The sequence below is a fragment of the Bradyrhizobium sp. LB13.1 genome (assembly GCF_054056815.1).
In genome coordinates this window covers 813,866-833,656 of record NZ_JBSRYQ010000001.1, presented here as the reverse complement: position 1 = coordinate 833,656, position 19,791 = coordinate 813,866, and the positions used below count along the sequence as shown (strand labels likewise).

Below are 19,791 nucleotides of genomic sequence, written 5' to 3'. Positions count from 1 at the left end.
AATCTGGCTCGCGGCCTATCACGACCGGGCCCGCGCGAGCAAGCAACGGTATTATAACAACTCCGATGATCCGCTCCATCCTGACTGTCTCGACGGGAACGCTGGCCTCGCGACTGCTCGGCTTCGCCCGCGATTCCCTGATCGCGGCGCTGCTCGGCACCGGCGCGGTGGCGGACGCGTTTCTGGCGGCGTTCCAGCTCGTCAACGTGGTGCGGCGCCTGCTCAGCGAGGGGGCCCTGAATGCGGCGCTGATCCCGGCATGGCTGCGCGTTCGTGACCGCGATGGCGAGGCCGCTGCGGCGGCGTTTGCGGGACGCGTACTCGGAACGGTCAGCGCGGGACTGATCGCGATATCGATCGCGATCGCGGTTCTCATGCCGCTGATCATCATGATCATCGCGCCGGGCTTCGTCGGCAGCGCGACGCTCGATCTCGCCGTCCAGAACGCGCGGCTGATGCTGCCTTATCTCGCCTTCGCGGGACCCGTCACGGTGCTGATGGGTCTGCTCAACGCGCAGGGGCGGTTTGCCCTCACCGCGTTCTCGCCGCTGCTGTTCAACATTGCGCTGATCGCCGCGATCGCCGCACTCCTGCTGTGGCACGCCGACGCGACCTTCGCCGCACGGATGCTGGCGGCCATCGTCGGCATCGCCGGCCTGCTACAACTCCTGATGCTGCTGTCGCAGCGAAGTGCACGCCTGGCGACACCGCTGCGTGCGAGCTTCGATCAGGAAATGCGTGGCTTCTTCGCCAAGGCCATTCCCGGCATGATCGCAGGCTCGGGGCCGCAATGGCTGATGGTTGCCGGCGCGATCATCGCTTCGGCCACGCCCGCCGCGGTCTCCTGGCTCTATTTCGCCAACCGCCTGATCGAGCTGCCGCTCGGTATTGTCGGGGTCGCCATGGGCACGGTGCTGGTGCCGGAGCTGACGCGCGCAGTGAGCAGCGGCGACCGTGATGCGGTCGCGCACGCGGAATCGCGCGCGCTCGAACTCGCGACCGGGCTGGCGCTGCCGGCCACGCTGGGCCTGATCGTGCTGGCCAAGCCGATCGTGCGGATGCTGTTCGAACACGGCGCCTTCGGTGCGGAGGACAGCGCGGCCACGGCGCGCGCACTGATGTGGCTGGCGCTAGGCCTGCCGGCGCACGTGCTGATCAAGGCGCTGTCGCCGGCGTTCTATGCCCGCGGCGACACGGACGACGCCGCTGCTGGCAACGGCCAAAGGCTTTGTGGTCGCGATCGCGCTTGCCGTCGTGCTCGGGCACTTCTCCGGTGCGACGGGAATCGCCGCGAGCATTGCGGCCGGCGCCTGGAGCAGCGCGATCTCCCTGCTCCGGAAAGGCACGGGCGAATTCGGCTTCTCGGTCGATGCCGCCGCTCGCAAGCGGCTGCCCCGGACCGTGCTCGCCGCAGCCGCCATGGGCGCCCTGCTCTGGCTGACTGTGGGTCTTGTGCCTGCCGAAGCCCATCGCCTGATCCGCTTCATTGTGCTGGGCCTGCAGATCGCGGCGGGGATCACCGTCTATGGCATGCTCCTGCAAGTCCTCGGCGTCGCTTCCTGGCGCGAGGCGGTTAACGCCCTGAGGAAGCCTGCCCCCAAGGCTCCTGACGCGCCATGCTCCTGACGCGCAGGCTCCTGGCGCGTAGGCTCTCGAATTACACTTGACGACGCTCCGCCGCTGTTGGAAACGACGGCCAATGACCTTCAGGAAGGCTTGCCAGGAAGACTAACCATGCCATTCGTTGAACGGGTTTTTTCGGGCGTCCAGCCGACGGGCAATCTGCACCTCGGCAATTATCTCGGCGCGATCGTCAACTTCGTGAAGATGCAGGAAACCCACAACTGCATCTATTGCGTCGTCGACATGCACGCGATCACGCAGGGCGTGGACGTCTGGGGTGGACCGGTCGAGCTCGCGCGCAACACCCGCGAGGTGACCGCGGCGTTCATCGCCAGCGGTATCGATCCGAGCAAGCACATCGTGTTCAACCAGAGCCAGGTCTCGGGCCATGCCGAGCTCGCCTGGATCTTCAACTGCGTCGCGCGCATGGGCTGGCTGGGCCGCATGACCCAGTTCAAGGAAAAAGCCGGTAAGGATCGCGAGAATGCGTCCGTCGGGCTGTTCGACTATCCCGTGCTGATGGCGGCCGACATTCTGCTCTACCGCGCCACCCATGTTCCGGTCGGCGAGGAACCAGAAGCAGCATCTTGAGCTGTCGCGGGACATCGCGCAAAAATTCAACAACGACTTCGCCGACTCGATCCGCAGCCAGGGCGCCAATGACGGCCTGTTCTTCCCGCTGCCGGAACCCTTGATCACGGGCCCGGCGACGCGCGTGATGAGCTTGCGCGACGGCACCAAGAAGATGTCGAAATCGGACGCGTCCGATAATTCGCGCATCAATTTGACCGACGACGCCGACACCATCGCGCAGAAGGTGCGCAAGGCCAAGACCGACCCGGAGCCGCTGCCGACCGAGGAGAAGGGACTGGAAGCGCGCCCCGAGGCCGACAATCTCGTCGGTATCTTCGCCGCCCTCTCCGGCCGTTCCAAGGCCGAGGTGCTCAGGGATTTCGGCGGCGGCCAGTTCTCCAGCTTCAAGAACGCGCTGGTGGATTTGTGCGTCACGAAACTCGCGCCGATCGCCGGCGAGATGAAGCGCCTCGTCGCCGACCCCGGCCATATCGATGCGATCCTGAACGACGGCGCGGACCGGGCGCGCGCGATCGCCGATGAGACCATGAAGCTCTCGAAGGACATCGTCGGCTTCATCCGCCGGCGTTGATAATAAGTTCGCGGAACGCGGCCGACGCCCAGCGCCGGCCGCTTCTCCTCTCCCCAAGCGGGACGGAGTGTGGCAGCATGTCGACTGTGCACATTCCGGGACATGCATGACCAGCAAGCGACTTTGCTTCGAGCCGGGTCACAAGCCCAAATGCCTCGTCATCGTCGACGACACCGCCGAGTGGGATCGTGCGGTTTATTATGCCAGCCGCTGGGCGATCCGCGCCGGCGGCGGCGTGGTGATGCTGCGCATCATCGAGCCCGACCAGCAGAGCCAGGAATGGCTGGGGGTCGCCGATATCATGCGCGCCGAAGCGCATGAGGCAGCGGAAGCCGCCCTCGACCGTGCCGCCGGCCGTGCCAACGGCATCGCCGCAATCACGCCGGAACGGGTGATCCGCGAAGGCGCCGCGATGGAGCAGCTGATGGCGGTGCTCGACGAGGACCCCGACATCGCCATGCTGGTGCTCGCCGCGAACCCGGGCGCGGAGGGACCGGGGCCGTTGGTCGCGCTGCTCGCGCATGCGCTGGGCACGTTCCCGGTGCCGGTGACGGTCATCTCGGGCGCGCTGAGCGACCAAAGCGTGGATTCGCTGTCGTAGGCTGCTGCTCTTCACCTCGCATCGCTTGCCTTGGGAGGGAGAAGCGGGCGCCCTAACCCGCTGATATGACAGGTAAACGGCCAGCTCACCCCTTGACCGTGCGTTCGCCGTCGCCATCTGCTAGTGGATAGAGCACGCGCCGGCCTTGAACCGGCGACGTCTGGAGAAAACCATGTTCATTCAAACCGAAGCCACCCCCAATCCCGCCACGCTGAAGTTCATTCCCGGCCGCGTCGTGGTCGACGGCGGTCCGATGGAATTTGCGAACCGCGAATCCGCCGCACGCTCGCCGCTCGCCGAAAAGCTGTTCGACGTGCCCGGCATCACCGGTGTGTTCTATGGATCGGACTTCATCACCGTGACCAAGGCGAACGGTGAATGGCAGCAGCTCAAGCCCGCGATCCTCGGCGCCATCATGGAGCACTACATGTCCGGCGCGCCGCTGCTCGCCGACGGTGCGGCCGCAAGCAAAGTCGATATCGATGGCGAGGACGAATTCTTCGACGAGGCCGATGCCGAGACGGTCGACGTGATCAAGGATCTGATCGAGACCCGCGTGCGGCCGGCGGTCGCCAATGACGGCGGCGACATCACTTTCCGCGGCTTCAAGGACGGTATCGTCTATCTCAACATGAAGGGCTCCTGCGCCGGCTGCCCGTCATCGACCGCGACGCTCCAGCACGGCATCCAGAACCTGCTCAAGCATTTCGTGCCCGACGTGGTCGAAGTCCGGCCGATGTAGGCGCGATGGCGGGCACGGCGCAAGTGCGCCTTTGCCCACCCTGCGAGGTCTGACCGGGCACGCGGCATTCACGTTCTTGGAGCGCAAAGGCGTGGATGGCCGGGACAAGCCGGCCATGACGGCAAGAACATCGGGCATCATGCGATTGCCAATGCTATGATCGCCTGATGCTGATCCTTGCCATCGATACCGCGCTGGAAGCGTGCGCGGCCGCCGTGCTCGACACCGACGCCGGCCAGCTCCTTGCGCAGGAGCAGCTTCTGATGAAGCGCGGCCACGCCGAAGCGCTGATGCCGATGATCGCGCGCGTGATGCTATCAGCCAATCTCGCCTTCACCTCGCTCGATCGCATCGCGGTCACCATGGGCCCCGGAAGTTTCACCGGGCTACGCGTCGGCATCTCGGCGGCCCGCGGCCTCGCGCTTGCGGCGAAGCGTCCCGCCGTAGGCCTGACTACCTTGTCGGCCTATGCCGCCACCGTGGTCGGCCAGAGCGGAACGGCGCCGGTGATCTCGGCGATCGATGCCCGGCACGATCACGTCTACTTCCAGATCGTGGCTGGCGATGGCAGCCAGCTGGTACGGCCGGGCGTCGCGTCCGTCGACGAGGTGATCGCCGCCTCGCAATTCGGCGCACCGCATCTGGTCGGCAATGCCGCAAAGATCCTCGCGGAGCGCTGGCCGAAAGATATCCCGCAGCCGGTCGCGGTCGACGCGCAGCCCGCGCCTGACATCGGCTGGGTCGCGTGGCTTGGCGCCGCGGCCGATCCCGAGACAAATCCGGCGCGGCCGTTCTATCTGCGCGCGCCCGATGCAAAGCCGGCCGCACACCTGCCGCTTGCAGCACAAGCTGCAAGCTCATGATGAGATGGTTGTCGGAATGGTGGCGCGGCGGCACGGCCGTTGTCGAGCCGGCTGTCGCGCGCGACGTCGCACGGCTCGCGCAGCTTCACGGCGCCTCCTTCGCGCGCGGCTGGGGCGAAGGCGAGTTCGAGAGCATGCTCAGTGAGCGCAACACGCTGGTGCACCGGTTGCGCCTCGGCCGCAACACGATCGGCTTTGCGGTGTCGCGGATCGGCGCGGACGAAGCGGAAATCCTCTCGATCGCGGTCGACCAGGCCCATCGCGGCCGCGGCCTCTCCCGCACACTGCTGATGACCCATCTCGGCCACCTGGCCGGACGTGGCGTGCGCACGATATTTCTCGAGGTCGAGGAAAATAACCAGCCGGCGCGGCGGCTCTATGACCGAACCGGATTCATGGTGGTCGGACGCCGCGAACGCTACTATAAGCAGCCGAACGGGGAACAATTGAACGCACTTCTGATGCGACGTGACTTGTCGTAACATTGGTGGCAGAAAGCGCCCCGCTAGGCAGACAAATCTATGACCGTACTGAAACCTTCTTCCGAATCAAAGGCGTCCGGCATCGAGGCGCGCTGTGCCGCAACGGGCATGCGCATGACCGAGCAGCGCCGTGTCATCGCCCGCGTGCTCGCGGAGGCGGTCGATCATCCCGACGTCGAGGAATTATACCGTCGCTGTGTCGCGGTCGACGACAAGATCTCGATCTCGACCGTGTATCGCACCGTCAAATTGTTCGAGGATGCGGGCATCATCGAGCGCCATGATTTCCGCGAAGGCCGCGCGCGTTACGAGCAGATGCGCGACAGCCATCACGACCACCTCATCAACCTGCGCGACGGCAAGGTGATCGAGTTCACCTCCGAGGAAATCGAGAAGCTCCAGGCGGAGATCGCCCGCAAGCTCGGTTACAAGCTGGTCGATCATCGGCTCGAACTCTATTGCGTACCGCTCGACGACGACAAACCCACAAGTTAAGTGCCGATCGATCTCGTCATCTTCGATTGCGACGGCGTGCTCGTGGACAGCGAGGTGATCTCCTGTCGCGCGCATGCGGATGTGCTGTCCAGGCACGGTTATCCAATTACCTCGGATCAGGTATTCGAGCGCTTTCTCGGCCGCTCGACGCGGCAAGCCAATCTCGAGATCGAGACCGAGCTCGGCCGCAAGCTGCCCGAAGCCTATCACGGCGACCTGCAGGACGAGCTGTTCCGCGCGTTCGAAGCCGACCTTGAGGCGATCCGCGGCATTCGCGACGTGCTTGACGTCATCAACCAGCGCGTCTGCGTCGCCTCGAGCGGCTCGCATCAGCGCATGCGCGTGAGCCTGGGAAGCACGGGCCTCTACGAGCGCCTCGCGCCAAATATCTTCTCGGCTTCCCAGGTGAAGAACGGCAAGCCGGCACCGGACCTGTTCCTGTTCGCAGCGAACGAGATGGGCGTGCCGCCCGAGCGCTGCGTCGTGATCGAGGACAGCCTGGCCGGAATTACCGGCGCGCGGGCGGCCGGGATGACGGTGTTCGGCTTTCACGGCGGGAGCCATTGCCGCGAGGGCCATGCAGAAACATTGCATCGGGCCGGCGCCGACCTGCTCTTTGCCGACATGCATCAGCTGCCGGAGCTGGTCCGGCGGGTCGCAGCGGACGCCTTGGCGGGTTGATTTCGGCCATCTGGCGTCAGTCCGAGGGACGCGTCCAGCGCGTGAACCGGGAATCCGGAGGTTTTAGGTGGAGATTCGGGGCTTGCTTGGCTTGCGGCGTCCCGAAATGCCTTTGATGGGCCCATTCGCTGGATTTTCGCCGCTCCAGCCTATATTTGAGGGCTGTCCTCCACCTCAACTCCGGGTTCCATGACGCCGCCGCGCAAGCTGCACATCAAATCATATGGCTGCCAGATGAACGTCTACGATGCCCAGCGCATGGTGGACACGCTGGCCCCGGAAGGATTCGTGGAGACGGCCAGCGCTGATGACGCCGACCTCGTCATCCTCAACACCTGCCATATCCGCGAGAAGGCCTCGGAGAAGGTCTACTCGGAGCTCGGCCGGCTGCGCATCGCCAAGGACGAGGCTGCGCGCGCGGGCCGCACCATGCAGATCGCGGTCGCGGGCTGCGTGGCGCAGGCCGAGGGCGAGGAGATCGTGCGCCGTGCACCCGCGGTCGACGTCGTGGTCGGCCCGCAGAGCTATCATCATTTGCCGCAGCTGTTGAAGCGCGCCGGCAATGAAGGCCGTGCGATCGAGACCGAATTTCCGGCCGCGGACAAGTTCGGCCTCCTCGCCCAGCCCAAGCCCGACGCGATCCGCGCCCGCGGCATTTCCGCCTTCGTCACGGTCCAGGAAGGCTGCGACAAGTTCTGCACCTTCTGCGTCGTGCCGTACACGCGAGGTTCGGAAGTCTCGCGGCCGGTGGCAAAGATCGTCGACGACGTGAAGCGGCTCGCCGACAACGGCGTGCGCGAGCTCACGCTGATCGGCCAGAACGTCAACGCCTATCATGGCGAGGGGCCGGACGGAAAAAGCTGGCCGCTCGGCAGACTGCTGGAGCACCTCGCGGCGCTGCCGGGCGTCGCGCGGCTGCGCTATTCGACCAGCCATCCCCGCGATGTCGATGACAGTTTGATTGCAGCCCATCGCGATCTCGGCGAGCTGATGCCGTTCGTGCACCTGCCGGTCCAGTCGGGCTCGGACCGGATTTTGGCGGCCCATGAACCGGAAACATACCGCCGATGATTATCGGCGTGTTGTCGACCGTTTCCGGTCCGCGCGCCAAGACATTGCTTTTTCATCGGATTTTATCGTCGGCTTCCCCGGCGAGAGCGAGCAAGATTTTCTCGCGACACTCGCGCTTGTCGCGCAAATCGGCTACGCTGCGGCGTATTCGTTCAAATACTCCGCCCGGCCGGGAACGCCGGCCGCGGACATGCAGGAGACGGTGTCCCCAGCCGAGATGGACCAGCGATTGGAGCGGCTCCAGGAACTGATCGACAGCCAGCAATCGGCCTTCAACAAGGCTGCGATTGGCTCAACGGTCGACGTGCTGTTCGAACGCCCGGCCCGCAAGGATGGCCAGATCGTCGGCCGCACCGCGTTCCTCCAGCCCGCGCACGTGATGGCCTCGCCCGACATCATCGGACAAATCCTGCCGGTCCGGATCGACAGTCTCGAACGCTACAGCTTTCTCGGCGAGCTCGTGACGCCGCGCAACGCGCGCGAGCTCGCTTTATCGCAAGCCAGTGGAGCCTGAACCCTTGCCCAAAAGCGCATCGGATTCGTCTTCTTCTATCGCTCCCAGCCGCAAATTTGACCGCGACATGCAGGTTCCACCCGAGACCCAGGTCGTCATCGACTTCGACGACAATCGCGCCGCATCCGCGCTGGTCGGCCCCTACGGCCAGCATCTGGCGCAGATCGAGCGGCGGCTCGGCGTCGTCGTCGATTCCAAGGGTAACCACATCACCATCGGCGGCTCACGCGACGGCTGCGATGCCGCGCGCCGCGTGCTGGAGACGCTCTACGCACAGGCCGTGAAGGGACAGGATCTCGACCAGGGCGAGGTCGAGGGCGCGATCCGCGCCGTGATCGCACAGGGTTCGCTGTTCGAGTTCGACGCCAAGTCGGCCAAATCCACCTTCGACAGCATCAATTTGCGCAAGCGCCCGGTGCGCGCGCGCACGGCGGCACAGGATTCCTACATCCGCGCGCTGAAGCGCCACGAGCTGGTGTTCGGCATCGGCCCCGCCGGCACCGGCAAGACCTGGCTCGCGGTCGCGCATGCCGCGCAACTGTTCGAGCGCAAGGAGGTCGACAAGATCATCCTGTCACGCCCGGCGGTGGAAGCCGGCGAGCGGCTCGGCTTCTTGCCCGGCGATCTCCGCGAGAAGGTCGATCCTTATCTGCGCCCGATCTACGATGCGCTCTACGACCTCATGGATGCGCGCATCGTCGAGCGCGCGCTGCAGACCGGCGAAATCGAGATCGCGCCGCTCGCCTTCATGCGCGGCCGCACGCTGACCAACGCGGCCATCATCCTGGACGAGGCGCAGAACACCACGTCGATGCAGATGAAGATGTTTTTGACGCGTCTCGGCGAGAACAGCCGCATGATCGTAACGGGCGATCCCTCGCAGATCGATCTGCCGAATGGCCAGACCTCGGGCCTCGCCGAGGCGACGCGCTTGCTGAGCGGCGTCGAAGGCATTGCGCAAGTTCATTTCAAGGCCGAGGACGTGATCCGCCACGAGCTCGTGGCGCGGATCGTTTCTGCCTACGAAGGCTTGCCGCAGCGGCCGGCCGCCGGCAACAAATCCTGACGGGACAACAGCCGGACCATAGCGGGCACAGACACGGCGCCCCTTCGTTCCGAACAAAGACAATGTCACACCCCAACCTTCCCAATACCGAGGTCCTCGTCGTCGCCGATTGCTGGCAGAGCGAGCCCGACTCCGAAGCCGTGATCCAGCGCGCCGTGGCGGCCGCCGCCGAGAATGTCGACGAAGACGTTGCGGAGGCGGAAGTGGCGGTGATGCTGACCGATGATGTCGGCATCCGCACGCTGAACAGCAACTGGCGCGGCATCGACAAGCCGACCAACGTGCTGTCGTTTCCCGCGCTTCAGCCGGAAGGCGAATGGAAACCGGGCGATGCGCCGCGCATGCTCGGCGACATCGCAATCGCCTACGAGACTATGCGGCATGAGGCGGACGAGGAACAGAAACCGTTCGATCATCATTTAAGCCATCTCGCCGTGCATGGTTTCCTGCACCTGGTCGGCTACGACCACGAAAACGAAGACGACGCGGAAGAAATGGAAGCGCTGGAGCGGGAGATCCTGGCTCATCTCGGCATTCCCGACCCCTACGCAGACCGCCCGGGGACGCATTGAGATGCCGGATTCCGACCCAATTCACGACAATCCGCGCAACACGGCCAATTTGCCGGCCGTGGTGACATCAGGCGAGGTGATGCGCCCGAGCGCAGAGGGCTGGCTGCTGCGCGCCATCCGGACCTTGTTCGGCTGGAAGGCGGGTTCGGTGCGCGACGATCTTCAGGTCGTGCTCGACGCCACGACGCCCGACGACACCGGCTTCTCGACCGTCGAGCGCACCATGCTGCGCAACATCCTCGGCCTGCACGAGCGCCGCATCGCCGACGTCATGGTGCATCGCGCCGACATCATCGCGGTGAAGCGCGACATCCCGCTCGGCGAGTTGATGGACCGCTTCGAGAGCGCCGGCCATTCGCGCCTCGTGGTCTACAACGAGACGCTCGACGATCCCGTCGGCATCGTCCACATCCGCGATTTGCTCGCCTTCATGACCGCGCGCGCGCGCGTGTCGGGGGTCACCAAAACCAAGCGCAAGAAACCGCTGCCGGCCGGGCTCGATCTGCGTACGGTCGATCTCGCGCTGCCGCTCGAAGAAGCGCGCATCATCCGCAAGCTGCTCTACGTCCCGCCGTCGATGCGGGCGATCGATCTGCTCGCGCAGATGCAGGCCACCCGCATCCATCTGGCGCTGGTGGTCGACGAATATGGCGGTAGCGACGGGCTGGTCTCGCTCGAGGACATCGTCGAGCAGATCGTCGGCGAGATCGACGACGAGCATGACAGCGACGAACCGCCCTCGATCGTGCGGCTGCCCGACAACGCCTTCATCGCCGATGCCCGCGCCAGCCTCGACGACGTCCGCACCGTGATCGGCCAGGACTTCGTCACCGGGGAGGCCGGCGAGGAAGTGGAGACGCTGGGCGGCTATCTCGTCAGCTTCGTCGGGCGCCTGCCGGTGCGCGGCGAGGTGATCTCGGGCCCCGGCCATTACGAGATCGAGGTGCTCGACGCCGACCCGCGCCGCGTCAAGCGATTGCGGATTTCGACGCGGAAGGAGCGTCCCGCGCCGCGGACCCAGCGCGAGAGCCGGCGCCGCGAGACTGCGCCGGATGGCAGCCAGCCGACGGCCAGCGACACGCCCACCCCGCCGCCAAGCGACGGGACCGGTCCGCAGTGAGCCCGTTCCAGCGACTTCGCCAGATCGCGCTTGCCATTATCCTCACCTGGGGATGGAAGCGCGCGCTCGTCGCGATGGCGGCCGGGGCGCTCTCGGTGCTGGCGCTGGCGCCGTTCAACGCCTTCCCGGTGCTGTTCATCACGTTCCCGGTGCTGGTCTGGCTGATCGACGGTGCCGGCGCCGGACGATATGGCGGCGTCCCCGCCGCGGCGCTGACCGGCTATTGGTTCGGACTGGGCTATTTCGTCCCCGGCCTTTATTGGATCGGCTACGCCTTCTTCGTCGACGCCGATGTGTTCGCCTGGCTGACGCCGTTCGCCGTGCTGGGCCTGCCGGCCTATCTTTCCATCTTCACGGCGATGGGCTTTGCGCTCGCCCGCCTGCTCTGGACCAAGAACGCCACGCGCGTGCTTGCGCTTGCGGCAAGCCTCACCATCACCGAATGGCTACGCGGTCACGCGCTGACCGGCTTTCCCTGGAACGCGTTCGGCTACGCGCTGTCCGAGCCGCTGCCGCTGGCACAAACGGCCTCGCTGATCGGCCTGTGGGGCATGACGTTCCTGGCGGTTGCGATCTTCGCGAGCCCTGCAACGCTGATCGACCGCACGCCCGATCGCCGGCTGGCGTGGCGCGTGCCGGCCGCGGCCGTGGCGCTCCTGCTTGTCATGAGCATCTTCGGCGCGATTCGCTTGTCGCTGTATCCGACCACGATGGTCGCGGGCATCAAGCTCCGCCTGATGCAGCCGGATCTCCAGCAAGACGCGAAATTCAACTACGCCGCCAAGGCGGAGGTGATGAAGAAATATCTGGCCTTGTCGGACCGCGCCTCCGGACCGCAATCGACCGGCGTACGCGATGCCACCATCCTGATCTGGCCGGAATCTGCGTTTCCGTTCTTCCTGACCCGCGAAGCCGATGCGATGGCGCAAATTGCCGAGCTTCTGCCCAGGGGCACGGTACTGATCACGGGCTCGGTCCGCGCGCCCGACCTGCCGCGAGGCACGCCGATCACCCGCGCCTATAATTCGATCTACGTGATCGACCACGACGCCAGCGTGCTCGCGGTGTACGACAAGCTGCATCTGGTGCCGTTTGGCGAATTTCTTCCGTACCAAGGCCTGATGGAGAAGCTCGGCTTTGAGCAACTCACGCGTGTGCGCGGCGGCTTCATTCCAGGCACCGTGCGCCATGCGCTGCCGGTCCCCGGCGCGCCGCCCGCGCTGCCGCTGATCTGCTACGAAGCAATCTTTCCCGGCGAGGTGGCTGGACGCAATGAGCGTCCGGGCTGGATCGTGAATCTCACCAATGACGGCTGGTTCGGTATCTCGACCGGCCCCTATCAACACCTGGAGCAGGCGCGGATGCGCGCGATCGAGCTCGGATTGCCGCTGGTCCGCTCCGCGAATACCGGCGTCTCCGCGGTAGTCGATCCGGTGGGACGCACCGTCGCCAGTCTCGGTCTCGGAATCGAGGGCATATTGGACGCAAACCTGCCCGCCGCGATCCCGCCGACGGTCTATGCGCGGGTGGGCGATGTGCCCGCGGCCATGCTCGTCGCGCTGGCCATATTTCTGGCGGTCCGCCGACGTGTTGCCAAACGGCACCCTTGATCACGCCGTCGCGGCCGGAAACTTTTGACAACCGTAGTCCCACGGTTGACAGACTGCACGCGGCCTCCTCATTCTGCACCATCTGCAAAAGGACAGTGGGCATTGCTAAATTTCTCCGCAATGTTTCTCAATAACAGGGTTTGATTTTGACGGTGCTGACACCTGAGGCATTCCTGATTGCGCCGAAGGTGATGTTTGGAGGGCTGAGGAAATGTCGAAAGCGCCCAACCCTGTTGACAAATATGTCGGCAGTCGCGTGCGGATGCGCCGCATCATGTTGGGCATGAGCCAGGAAAAGCTCGGTGAAGCTTTGGGGCTGACTTTCCAGCAGGTCCAGAAATACGAGAAGGGCACCAACCGGGTCGGCGCGAGCCGCATCCAGCAAATTGCCGAGATTCTCCAGGTGCCGGTGTCGTTCCTGTTCGAGGGCGGTCCGAGCGGCGTGCCGGGTCCGGATGGCTTCAGCGAAGGCGCATCGCCGTCTTACGTCTCGGACTTCCTCGCGACTTCCGAAGGACTCGCTTTGACCAAGGCGTTCACGCGAATCACCGATTCGAAAATGCGCCGCTCGATCGTCGATCTCGTCGAGCAGATCGCGGCCCGCGAAGGCCCTGACAAGCGCTGACAAGCGCTGACGCGCCGTCTCAATCGGATTTGAGACTGCGTCAAATCTGGCCTATGTCGTCATTTGCGGCCGCGCTTTGATGTGCGTCCTTCCCGATGATGTGATTCAAAGGCACAGATGCGCCCATGACCAGCTCCAATTGGTTCGATTCCCAAACTATTCTCGATGGCATCCGCCGCTGGGTGGAGGTCGAGACGCCAACGGAAGCGCCTGAACAGGTCAACAAGCTGATCTCCATGGTCGCGGAGCAATACCGCGATCTGCCTGTTACGCTCGAGCGCGTCGCGGGCGTCGATGGCTGCGGTGATCATCTCGTGGCGCGCTCGACCTGGGGCCAGAACCGGCCGGGCATCCTGGTGCTGAGCCACCTCGATACCGTTCACCCCATGGGGTTCATCGAGCGCCTGCCGTTCAAGGTCGAAGGCGACAGCGCGTTCGGTCCCGGCATCTACGACATGAAGGGCGGCGCCTACATTGCCCATCAGGCCTTTCGCGCGCTTTGCGCCACGGCCGATCGCTCGCCGCTCGGCATCACCCACATGTTCACTTCCGACGAGGAGATCGGCAGCCCCACCTCTCGTGCACTGATCGAGAGGGAAGGGCGCAAGGCCAAATACGTGCTGGTGACGGAGCCGGCGCGCGACGGCGGCAAGATCGTCACCGGCCGCAAGGGCGTCGGGCGATTCGAAGTCTTTATCAAGGGTGTGCCCGCACATGCCGGCACGCGGCCCCAGGACGGCCGCAGCGCGATCCGCGAGCTTGCCAACGTCATCCTGGCGCTGGAAGCGATGAACGATCTGGCGCGCGGCGTCACCGTCAATGTCGGCGTGGTGCGCGGCGGCACGCGGCCCAACGTGACGCCGGAAGAAGCCCATGCCGAAATCGATCTGCGCGTGCTGAGCTTCAAGGACGCGGACGAATTCGTCGGCAAGATCCTCGCCCTGACATCGAAGACGGATGGCGTCACCGTCAAGGTCACGGGCGGGCTCAATCGTCCGCCTTACGAGAAGAGCAATGCAGGCGCATTGCTGTACGAACATGCGAAGACTGTCGCCACGGAGATCGGCTTCGAGCTGGTCGACGCTCACACCGGCGGCGGCTCGGACGGCAATTTCACCGCCGCCCACACCGCGACGCTCGACGGGCTCGGCGTCGACGGCAGGGGCGCGCACACCCATTATGAGCAGCTCTATGTCTCATCACTCGAACCGCGCGCGCGGCTGCTCCATCGCCTGTACCAGACGCTGCGATGAGCGAACGCAAATCAGATCCCGATCGCGATGACAGCGAGCGTGCGTTCTTCGGACGCCGCAAGGGCCACAAGCTCAGGCAGCACCAGGCCGAGCTGATCGGTCATCTGCTGCCGCGTCTTGCGCTCGCCATCGACAGTGAAGCACCGGCGGATGCCCGCGAGATATTCACCCCCGCGGCCGACGACGTGCGGCTCGAGATCGGCTTCGGCGGCGGCGAGCATCTTGCGGCGGAAGCGCAAAACTTCGTCACAACCGGCTTCATCGGCTGCGAGCCCTATGTCAACGGCATGGCGAAGATCCTCGCGCAGATCGAGGCAGCCAGCATCGGCAACATCCGTCTGTTCGCAGGCGATGCCGCCGAGCTCCTGGCCTGGCTGCCGAAGGCTTCGCTGTCGCGGATCGACCTGATCCATCCCGATCCCTGGCCGAAACGGCGGCACTGGAAGCGGCGCTTCGTCCAGGACCGGACCATCGCGGCGATGGCGCGCGTGCTGAAGGCCGGCGGCGAATTCCGTTTTGTCTGCGACATCGACGATTACTGCGCCTGGACGCTGTCGCATCTGGCGCGCTCGCAGGACTTTGTCTGGCTCGCGGAGCGCGCCGATGATTTTCGCCTGCCGTGGGACGGCTACACGATGACGCGCTATGGCCGAAAGGCGACGCGCGAAGGCCGCAAGGCGGCGTATCTGCGATTCAGGCGAGTTTAGATCGTCTGCCGATTGCGCCAGAAATTGACGACGCGCTCGGCGGTCGTCGGCATCAAGCGCGTGAAATTCGCGCGCGCCGCCTCGAGGTCGGCATCCGCCGGCGTGCGGTGCGGTCCGTACCACAGCAGGATGAGCGCGCGCACAGTCGGCCAGCCGAGATTCAGCACGCGTCCCAGCACCAGAATTGGATCGTACCGATCACCCGCGACCAAGCGCTCGAGGATCGAGAGGCGAACGCCGGACAGCGCCGAAAGCGAGGCGATCGACTCCTCATATTTGTGAGCCTTGGCGAAGCCAAGCAGCGCGCTCTCGCCAAGATGGCCCTCGCGATGCAAGGCCAGCACCGTGCGCTGTGCCCCCGAGAAATCGCGACGCGGGCCCGGCGGCAGCGTGGCCTCCTCGATCGCCGCCATGGCGCGCTTGATCTCGACCTGACGCACGGGATTGACCACGCTCGAGAGGCGGCGGCGGATGACGTCGAGCGTGCCGTCGAGAAGCTGTTTCAGGTTCTCGCCTGAAAGATCGCTGCGCTGGCCGATCTTGAGCGTCAGCACGCCGTCCTGCGCGGCACGCTTGATCAGCTCGGAATAGCTGCCGGGCGAGAACACCGCGCCGGCATTGCCCGCGGCGCGGCGCACCACATCGCGATCGCCGCGCTCGACCAGCACGTCGGTGACGACAGCCGACAGTGTGGGGCGCTCGGTCATCGCCAGCAGATGGCCCTGGCCCTTCAGCCGCGCGATCTCGACGAGGGCGGCTTCGTCGAGCACGGGCGAACGGCGCAACACCGGGCCCGCCACCGTGATCTCGTTTTCGCGCGCGAGCTGGCTCACCAGATGCCGTGGCGCATTGGTCAGCAGCGAGAAGCGTTCGGCGAGATCGACGCGCGAGGCGAGTTCGGCGTGCGGGACGAGATCGATCAGCAGATTGTCGAAGAGATCGACTACATCGGGACGGAGATTCTCAGCATCCTGAAAGAACAATTGGGAGATGGCGCGCGCGATCTCGCCGCGACGCCGCGGGTCGCCGCGTTTGACGATATCGTCCAGTCCGGGAATAAGAGACGTGGCAACGGTCATGAAAACGCAACTCGTATAGGGCACGCCGCTAGGGCACGCCGCGGGCGCGCCCTTGGCCCAAGCCGCCCCACAATCAGGGAATTTAGGCCTCCTAGATGAAGGAAGCGTTGCGCGGGGGGCCGCAGCCCGGTCGCAAAAAGCCTCGCCTGCCCTGCGATGGGCCTTGTCCGGGAAGACGGAAAGGGCTATATCAGCGCCAATTCATCTTCTCATACGATCCGCGTAATGAGAGTGGGCCCGAAAGGACCCGCTCTTTTTTATTACCTGAACGCGGCTTGGCGGAAGGTGTGCGGCCCGGCGATCTGTCGGGAGAGTTCCGAACGGGCTTTGAAATCTTAAACCAAGCCTTAACCATATCGAGCGCCTTGACCCCTGACATGACCGAGCCGAACCCTGGTTCCACGGATGCCGAACTGCTGGCCGAGCCGAGGCTCGTGGTCGAGCCGGGTGTGGCGGCACGGGTGTCCGCGGTCGCGGGGCCGGTGCTCGAAGGCATGGGCTACCGCCTGGTGCGGATCCGCATTTCCGGGGAATCCGGCTGCACCGTGCAGGTCATGGCCGAGCGGCCTGACGGCTCGATGCAGATCGAGGATTGCGAGGCGATCTCGCGGGCGCTGTCGCCCGTGCTCGACGTCGCCGACCTCGTCGATCGCGCCTATCGTCTGGAAATCTCTTCCCCGGGGATCGACCGCCCGCTGGTTCGCCGCTCCGACTTCGAGCGTTATGCCGGGCATCTGGTGAAGATCGAGATGGCGGTCGCCCATGAGGGGCGGAAGCGGTTCCGCGGCACGATCGGTCCCGTCGAAGGCGATCGCGTGCATCTGCATCGCGACGACGTCAAGGCGGATGAGGCTGCCGACGTTCTCCTGACGATGGAGGATATCGCCGAGGCACGGCTGGTGCTGACCGACGAGCTGATCGCGGAATCCATGCGCCGCGGCAAGGCCCAGGCACGCGAGATGCGCCGCAATCTGGGCCTGGAGCCGCCGGCTGCACCGCACGCCGGCATCAGCGAAAAAACGACCAAGAACACGAAGCCGACAAAGAAGCCGGCGCCGACCACTACAAAGAAGCCGGCCCCGACCAATACCAAGAAACATCGCCTGGCCGCCGAACGCGCGCGACGGGGCGAGATCGATCCTGACGAAGGAGACTAGCCATGGCAGTCAGCGCCAATCGACTTGAATTGCTCCAGATCGCCGACGCCGTTGCACGCGAGAAATCGATCGACCGCGGCATCGTGATCGCGGCGATGGAGGACGCCATCGCCAAGGCGGCACGGGCACGTTACGGCAGCGAGACTGATGTTCACGCCGAGATCGACCCGAAGAAGGGCGAGCTGCGGCTGTCGCGCCACATGCTGGTGGTCGAGACGGTCGAAAACCATTCCAACCAGATCTCGCTGGTGGATGCGCAGCGCGCCAATCCCGGTGCCCAGGTCGGCGACACCATCGCAGACACCCTGCCGCCGCTGGAATATGGCCGCATCGCCGCGCAGTCGGCCAAGCAGGTGATCGTGCAGAAGGTGCGCGAAGCCGAGCGCGACCGGCAATATCAGGAATTCAAGGACCGCATCGGCGACATCGTCAACGGCGTCGTCAAGCGCGTCGAATATGGCAGCGTGATCGTCGATCTCGGCCGCGGCGAGGCCATCATCCGCCGCGACGAGATGCTGCCGCGCGAAGTGTTCCGCAACGGTGACCGCGTCCGCGCCTACATCTTCGACGTCCGCCGCGAGACCCGCGGCCCGCAGATTTTCCTCTCCCGCACCCATCCGCAGTTCATGGCAAAACTGTTCGCGCAGGAAGTACCCGAGATCTATGACGGCATCGTCGAGATCAAGGCGGTTGCCCGAGATCCCGGCTCGCGCGCGAAAATCGGCGTGATTTCCCGCGATTCCTCGGTCGATCCGGTCGGCGCCTGCGTCGGTATGCGCGGTTCGCGCGTGCAGGCGGTGGTGAACGAATTGCAGGGCGAGAAGATCGACATCATCCCATGGTCGCCCGACATCGCGACCTTCGTGGTCAACGCGCTGGCGCCGGCCGAAGTCTCCAAGGTCGTCATCGACGAAGACCGCGAGCGCATCGAGGTCGTCGTGCCCGACACCAACAACCAGCTCTCGCTGGCGATCGGTCGCCGCGGCCAGAACGTGCGTCTGGCCTCGCAGCTCACCGGCTGGGACATCGACATCCTGACCGAGCAGGAGGAATCGGAGCGCCGCCAGGCCGACTTCGAGAATTCCACCCGCGTCTTCATGGAATCGCTCAATGTCGACGAAGTGGTCGGTCAGTTGCTGGCGTCCGAAGGCTTCACCTCGGTCGAGGAACTCGCGATGGTGGACCTCAAGGAGCTCGCCGGCATCGAGGGCTTCGACGAGGAGACCGCGCAGGAACTCCAGAACCGCGCTCGTGAATATCTCGAACAGCTGGAAGCCGAGATCGAGGCCAGGCGCAAGGAGCTCGGCGTCGAGGACGCCGTCAAGGACGTGCCCGGCGTCACCTCGAAGATGCTGGTGAAATTCGGCGAGAACGACATCAAGACGGTCGACGACCTCGCCGGCTGCGCCACTGACGATCTGGTCGGCTGGACCGAGCGCAAGGAAGGCGGCGAGCAGACCAAATATCCGGGCGCGCTCGACGGCCTCGAGATCTCCCGTGACGATGCCGAAGCGATGATCATGCAGGCCCGCGTCAAGGCCGGCTGGATCACCGAGGCCGATCTCGCCAAGCCGGCTGAGGAGGCCGAGGCGGCCGAAGATCAGCCGGCTTAGGGCGAAGGAGGATGTCACCCGGATGCTCGCCGATACTGACCCCGAACTCGACCATGGACCGCGGACTGAGAAGTCCGCAACCATGCGGATGTGCGCGGTCAGCCGCGAGGTCCGGCCGATCGACGAGCTGATCCGCTTCGTCGTCTCGCCCCAAGGGGACATAGTTCCCGATCTCAAGCGCAAGCTGCCCGGACGCGGCATGTGGGTCACCGCCTCGCGCGAGGTGGTTGCGGAAGCCGTGCGGCGTCACCACTTTACCAAAGCCTTCAAGCGCCAGCTGCGCATCCCTCAGACGCTTCCCGCCGACATCGAGGCGCTTCTGGTTCGGGGCGTGACCGAAGCCCTCGGGATTGCCGCCAAGGCGGGCCAGATTGTGGCCGGCTTCGGCAAGGTCGAAAGCGCGCTTCGGGGAGGTACGGCCGAGGTCCTGATCCATGCCAGCGACGGGGCCGCGGACGGAATCCGCAAATTGGACATGCTGGCGCGTCAAAATGACGGAAATCGCGGCTCCAAGCCGCAGATTCCCGTCGTCACCGCGCTGAAATCAATAGAATTGGATTTGGCACTTACCCGGTCAAATGTGATACATGCTGCCCTGCTCGCGGGCCCGGCGAGCAAGTCATTCCTGTCACGTAGCCAGATGCTGGTCCGATACCGGCTGGCGCACGTTGACAAGACTGCCGAAATGCCCGGCCAGGATTTCTGAGAGACAACGACCACCCGATAGCACGGTGCGGCAACGCACAACGACA

17 protein-coding genes and 3 pseudogenes are annotated in these 19,791 nt (G+C 65.0%); 19 read left to right on the top strand and 1 reads right to left on the bottom strand.

The annotated features are described in order from the left end of the window. Nucleotides 1–65 precede the first annotated feature (65 nt). The 16 genes and pseudogenes from murJ to ACVWYI_RS03855 all read left to right on the top strand — a co-directional run bounded on the left by murJ (nt 66) and on the right by ACVWYI_RS03855 (nt 15,190). Nucleotides 66–1,626: pseudogene (gene murJ, locus ACVWYI_RS03930) on the top strand (murein biosynthesis integral membrane protein MurJ). 108 nt (nt 1,627–1,734) lie between these two features. Next, nucleotides 1,735–2,788: pseudogene (gene trpS, locus ACVWYI_RS03925) on the top strand (tryptophan--tRNA ligase). A gap of 106 nt (nt 2,789–2,894) precedes the next feature. After that, complete coding sequence (locus ACVWYI_RS03920; protein ID WP_456661286.1) at nt 2,895–3,389, top strand: universal stress protein; 495 nt, start codon at nt 2,895–2,897, stop codon at nt 3,387–3,389. 172 nt (nt 3,390–3,561) lie between these two features. After that, entirely contained in the window at nt 3,562–4,131 is a 570-nt protein-coding gene (locus tag ACVWYI_RS03915) for a NifU family protein (RefSeq protein ID WP_456661285.1), read from the top strand. 167 nt (nt 4,132–4,298) lie between these two features. Beyond that, on the top strand, nt 4,299–4,994 hold the full coding sequence (tsaB, locus tag ACVWYI_RS03910; protein WP_247352873.1) for a tRNA (adenosine(37)-N6)-threonylcarbamoyltransferase complex dimerization subunit type 1 TsaB: 696 nt from the start codon (nt 4,299–4,301) through the stop codon (nt 4,992–4,994). Further along, nucleotides 4,991–5,476: a ribosomal protein S18-alanine N-acetyltransferase gene (gene rimI / locus ACVWYI_RS03905; protein WP_456661284.1), complete on the top strand. Its 486-nt coding sequence runs from the start codon at nt 4,991–4,993 to the stop codon at nt 5,474–5,476. Before tsaB ends, rimI begins: the two co-directional genes overlap by 4 nt. 39 nt (nt 5,477–5,515) lie before the next feature. Next, on the top strand, nt 5,516–5,971 hold the full coding sequence (locus ACVWYI_RS03900) for a Fur family transcriptional regulator (protein WP_354105970.1): 456 nt from the start codon (nt 5,516–5,518) through the stop codon (nt 5,969–5,971). After that, on the top strand, nt 5,972–6,652 hold the full coding sequence (locus ACVWYI_RS03895; RefSeq protein ID WP_456661283.1) for an HAD family hydrolase: 681 nt from the start codon (nt 5,972–5,974) through the stop codon (nt 6,650–6,652). A 189-nt stretch (nt 6,653–6,841) separates the two neighbouring features. Next, nucleotides 6,842–8,237: pseudogene (miaB, locus tag ACVWYI_RS03890) on the top strand (tRNA (N6-isopentenyl adenosine(37)-C2)-methylthiotransferase MiaB). Nucleotides 8,238–8,241: 4 nt separating this feature from the next. Beyond that, a complete protein-coding gene (locus ACVWYI_RS03885; RefSeq protein ID WP_247352864.1) occupies nt 8,242–9,303 on the top strand; it encodes a PhoH family protein in 1,062 nt (353 codons plus the stop codon). A 62-nt stretch (nt 9,304–9,365) separates the two neighbouring features. Next, nucleotides 9,366–9,875 carry an rRNA maturation RNase YbeY gene (gene ybeY / locus ACVWYI_RS03880; RefSeq protein ID WP_247352862.1) on the top strand — a complete coding sequence of 170 codons (510 nt, stop codon included), beginning with the start codon at nt 9,366–9,368 and terminating at the stop codon, nt 9,873–9,875. A gap of 1 nt (nt 9,876) precedes the next feature. Continuing rightward, on the top strand, nt 9,877–10,995 hold the full coding sequence (locus tag ACVWYI_RS03875; RefSeq protein ID WP_456647703.1) for a hemolysin family protein: 1,119 nt from the start codon (nt 9,877–9,879) through the stop codon (nt 10,993–10,995). Next, the gene (lnt, locus tag ACVWYI_RS03870) at nt 10,992–12,605 is read left to right on the top strand and encodes an apolipoprotein N-acyltransferase (RefSeq protein ID WP_456661282.1); all 1,614 of its coding nucleotides are present in this window, start codon (nt 10,992–10,994) and stop codon (nt 12,603–12,605) included. Before ACVWYI_RS03875 ends, lnt begins: the two co-directional genes overlap by 4 nt. A gap of 211 nt (nt 12,606–12,816) precedes the next feature. After that, a complete protein-coding gene (locus ACVWYI_RS03865; RefSeq protein ID WP_007603895.1) occupies nt 12,817–13,230 on the top strand; it encodes a helix-turn-helix domain-containing protein in 414 nt (137 codons plus the stop codon). A gap of 125 nt (nt 13,231–13,355) precedes the next feature. Further along, the gene (locus tag ACVWYI_RS03860) at nt 13,356–14,483 is read left to right on the top strand and encodes a M20 family metallopeptidase (protein WP_456661281.1); all 1,128 of its coding nucleotides are present in this window, start codon (nt 13,356–13,358) and stop codon (nt 14,481–14,483) included. Beyond that, the gene (locus ACVWYI_RS03855; RefSeq protein ID WP_456661280.1) at nt 14,480–15,190 is read left to right on the top strand and encodes a tRNA (guanine(46)-N(7))-methyltransferase TrmB; all 711 of its coding nucleotides are present in this window, start codon (nt 14,480–14,482) and stop codon (nt 15,188–15,190) included. The genes ACVWYI_RS03860 and ACVWYI_RS03855 overlap by 4 nt, the downstream gene beginning before the upstream one ends. Here the strand turns inward: ACVWYI_RS03855 and ACVWYI_RS03850 are convergent. Next, the gene (locus ACVWYI_RS03850; protein WP_456661279.1) at nt 15,187–16,269 is read right to left on the bottom strand and encodes a DUF2336 domain-containing protein; all 1,083 of its coding nucleotides are present in this window, start codon (nt 16,267–16,269) and stop codon (nt 15,187–15,189) included. The genes ACVWYI_RS03855 and ACVWYI_RS03850 overlap by 4 nt on opposite strands. Nucleotides 16,270–16,646: 377 nt before the next feature. Here ACVWYI_RS03850 and rimP point away from each other — a divergent pair, with 377 nt between their 5' ends. From rimP to ACVWYI_RS03835, 3 genes are read left to right on the top strand one after another with little or no spacing between them, the layout of a single operon-like run. After that, entirely contained in the window at nt 16,647–17,426 is a 780-nt protein-coding gene (gene rimP / locus ACVWYI_RS03845; RefSeq protein WP_456664478.1) for a ribosome maturation factor RimP, read from the top strand. A gap of 2 nt (nt 17,427–17,428) precedes the next feature. Beyond that, complete coding sequence (gene nusA, locus ACVWYI_RS03840; protein WP_247444563.1) at nt 17,429–19,039, top strand: transcription termination factor NusA; 1,611 nt, start codon at nt 17,429–17,431, stop codon at nt 19,037–19,039. 22 nt (nt 19,040–19,061) lie between these two features. Continuing rightward, nucleotides 19,062–19,745, top strand: coding sequence for an RNA-binding protein (locus ACVWYI_RS03835; protein ID WP_456661278.1), 684 nt, complete (start codon nt 19,062–19,064; stop codon nt 19,743–19,745). Nucleotides 19,746–19,791 lie beyond the last annotated feature (46 nt).

Coding starts and splice junctions, on each gene's coding strand:
- ACVWYI_RS03875 (WP_456647703.1), top strand. CDS start 9,877: ATGCCGGATTCCGACCCAATTCACGACAATCCGCGCAACACGGCCAAT.
- ACVWYI_RS03900 (WP_354105970.1), top strand. CDS start 5,516: ATGACCGTACTGAAACCTTCTTCCGAATCAAAGGCGTCCGGCATCGAG.
- ybeY (WP_247352862.1), top strand. CDS start 9,366: ATGTCACACCCCAACCTTCCCAATACCGAGGTCCTCGTCGTCGCCGAT.
- ACVWYI_RS03855 (WP_456661280.1), top strand. CDS start 14,480: ATGAGCGAACGCAAATCAGATCCCGATCGCGATGACAGCGAGCGTGCG.
- ACVWYI_RS03920 (WP_456661286.1), top strand. CDS start 2,895: ATGACCAGCAAGCGACTTTGCTTCGAGCCGGGTCACAAGCCCAAATGC.
- rimI (WP_456661284.1), top strand. CDS start 4,991: ATGATGAGATGGTTGTCGGAATGGTGGCGCGGCGGCACGGCCGTTGTC.
- ACVWYI_RS03915 (WP_456661285.1), top strand. CDS start 3,562: ATGTTCATTCAAACCGAAGCCACCCCCAATCCCGCCACGCTGAAGTTC.
- tsaB (WP_247352873.1), top strand. CDS start 4,299: ATGCTGATCCTTGCCATCGATACCGCGCTGGAAGCGTGCGCGGCCGCC.
- ACVWYI_RS03865 (WP_007603895.1), top strand. CDS start 12,817: ATGTCGAAAGCGCCCAACCCTGTTGACAAATATGTCGGCAGTCGCGTG.
- nusA (WP_247444563.1), top strand. CDS start 17,429: ATGGCAGTCAGCGCCAATCGACTTGAATTGCTCCAGATCGCCGACGCC.
- ACVWYI_RS03835 (WP_456661278.1), top strand. CDS start 19,062: ATGCTCGCCGATACTGACCCCGAACTCGACCATGGACCGCGGACTGAG.
- ACVWYI_RS03850 (WP_456661279.1), bottom strand. CDS start 16,269: ATGACCGTTGCCACGTCTCTTATTCCCGGACTGGACGATATCGTCAAA.
- rimP (WP_456664478.1), top strand. CDS start 16,647: ATGACCGAGCCGAACCCTGGTTCCACGGATGCCGAACTGCTGGCCGAG.
- ACVWYI_RS03860 (WP_456661281.1), top strand. CDS start 13,356: ATGACCAGCTCCAATTGGTTCGATTCCCAAACTATTCTCGATGGCATC.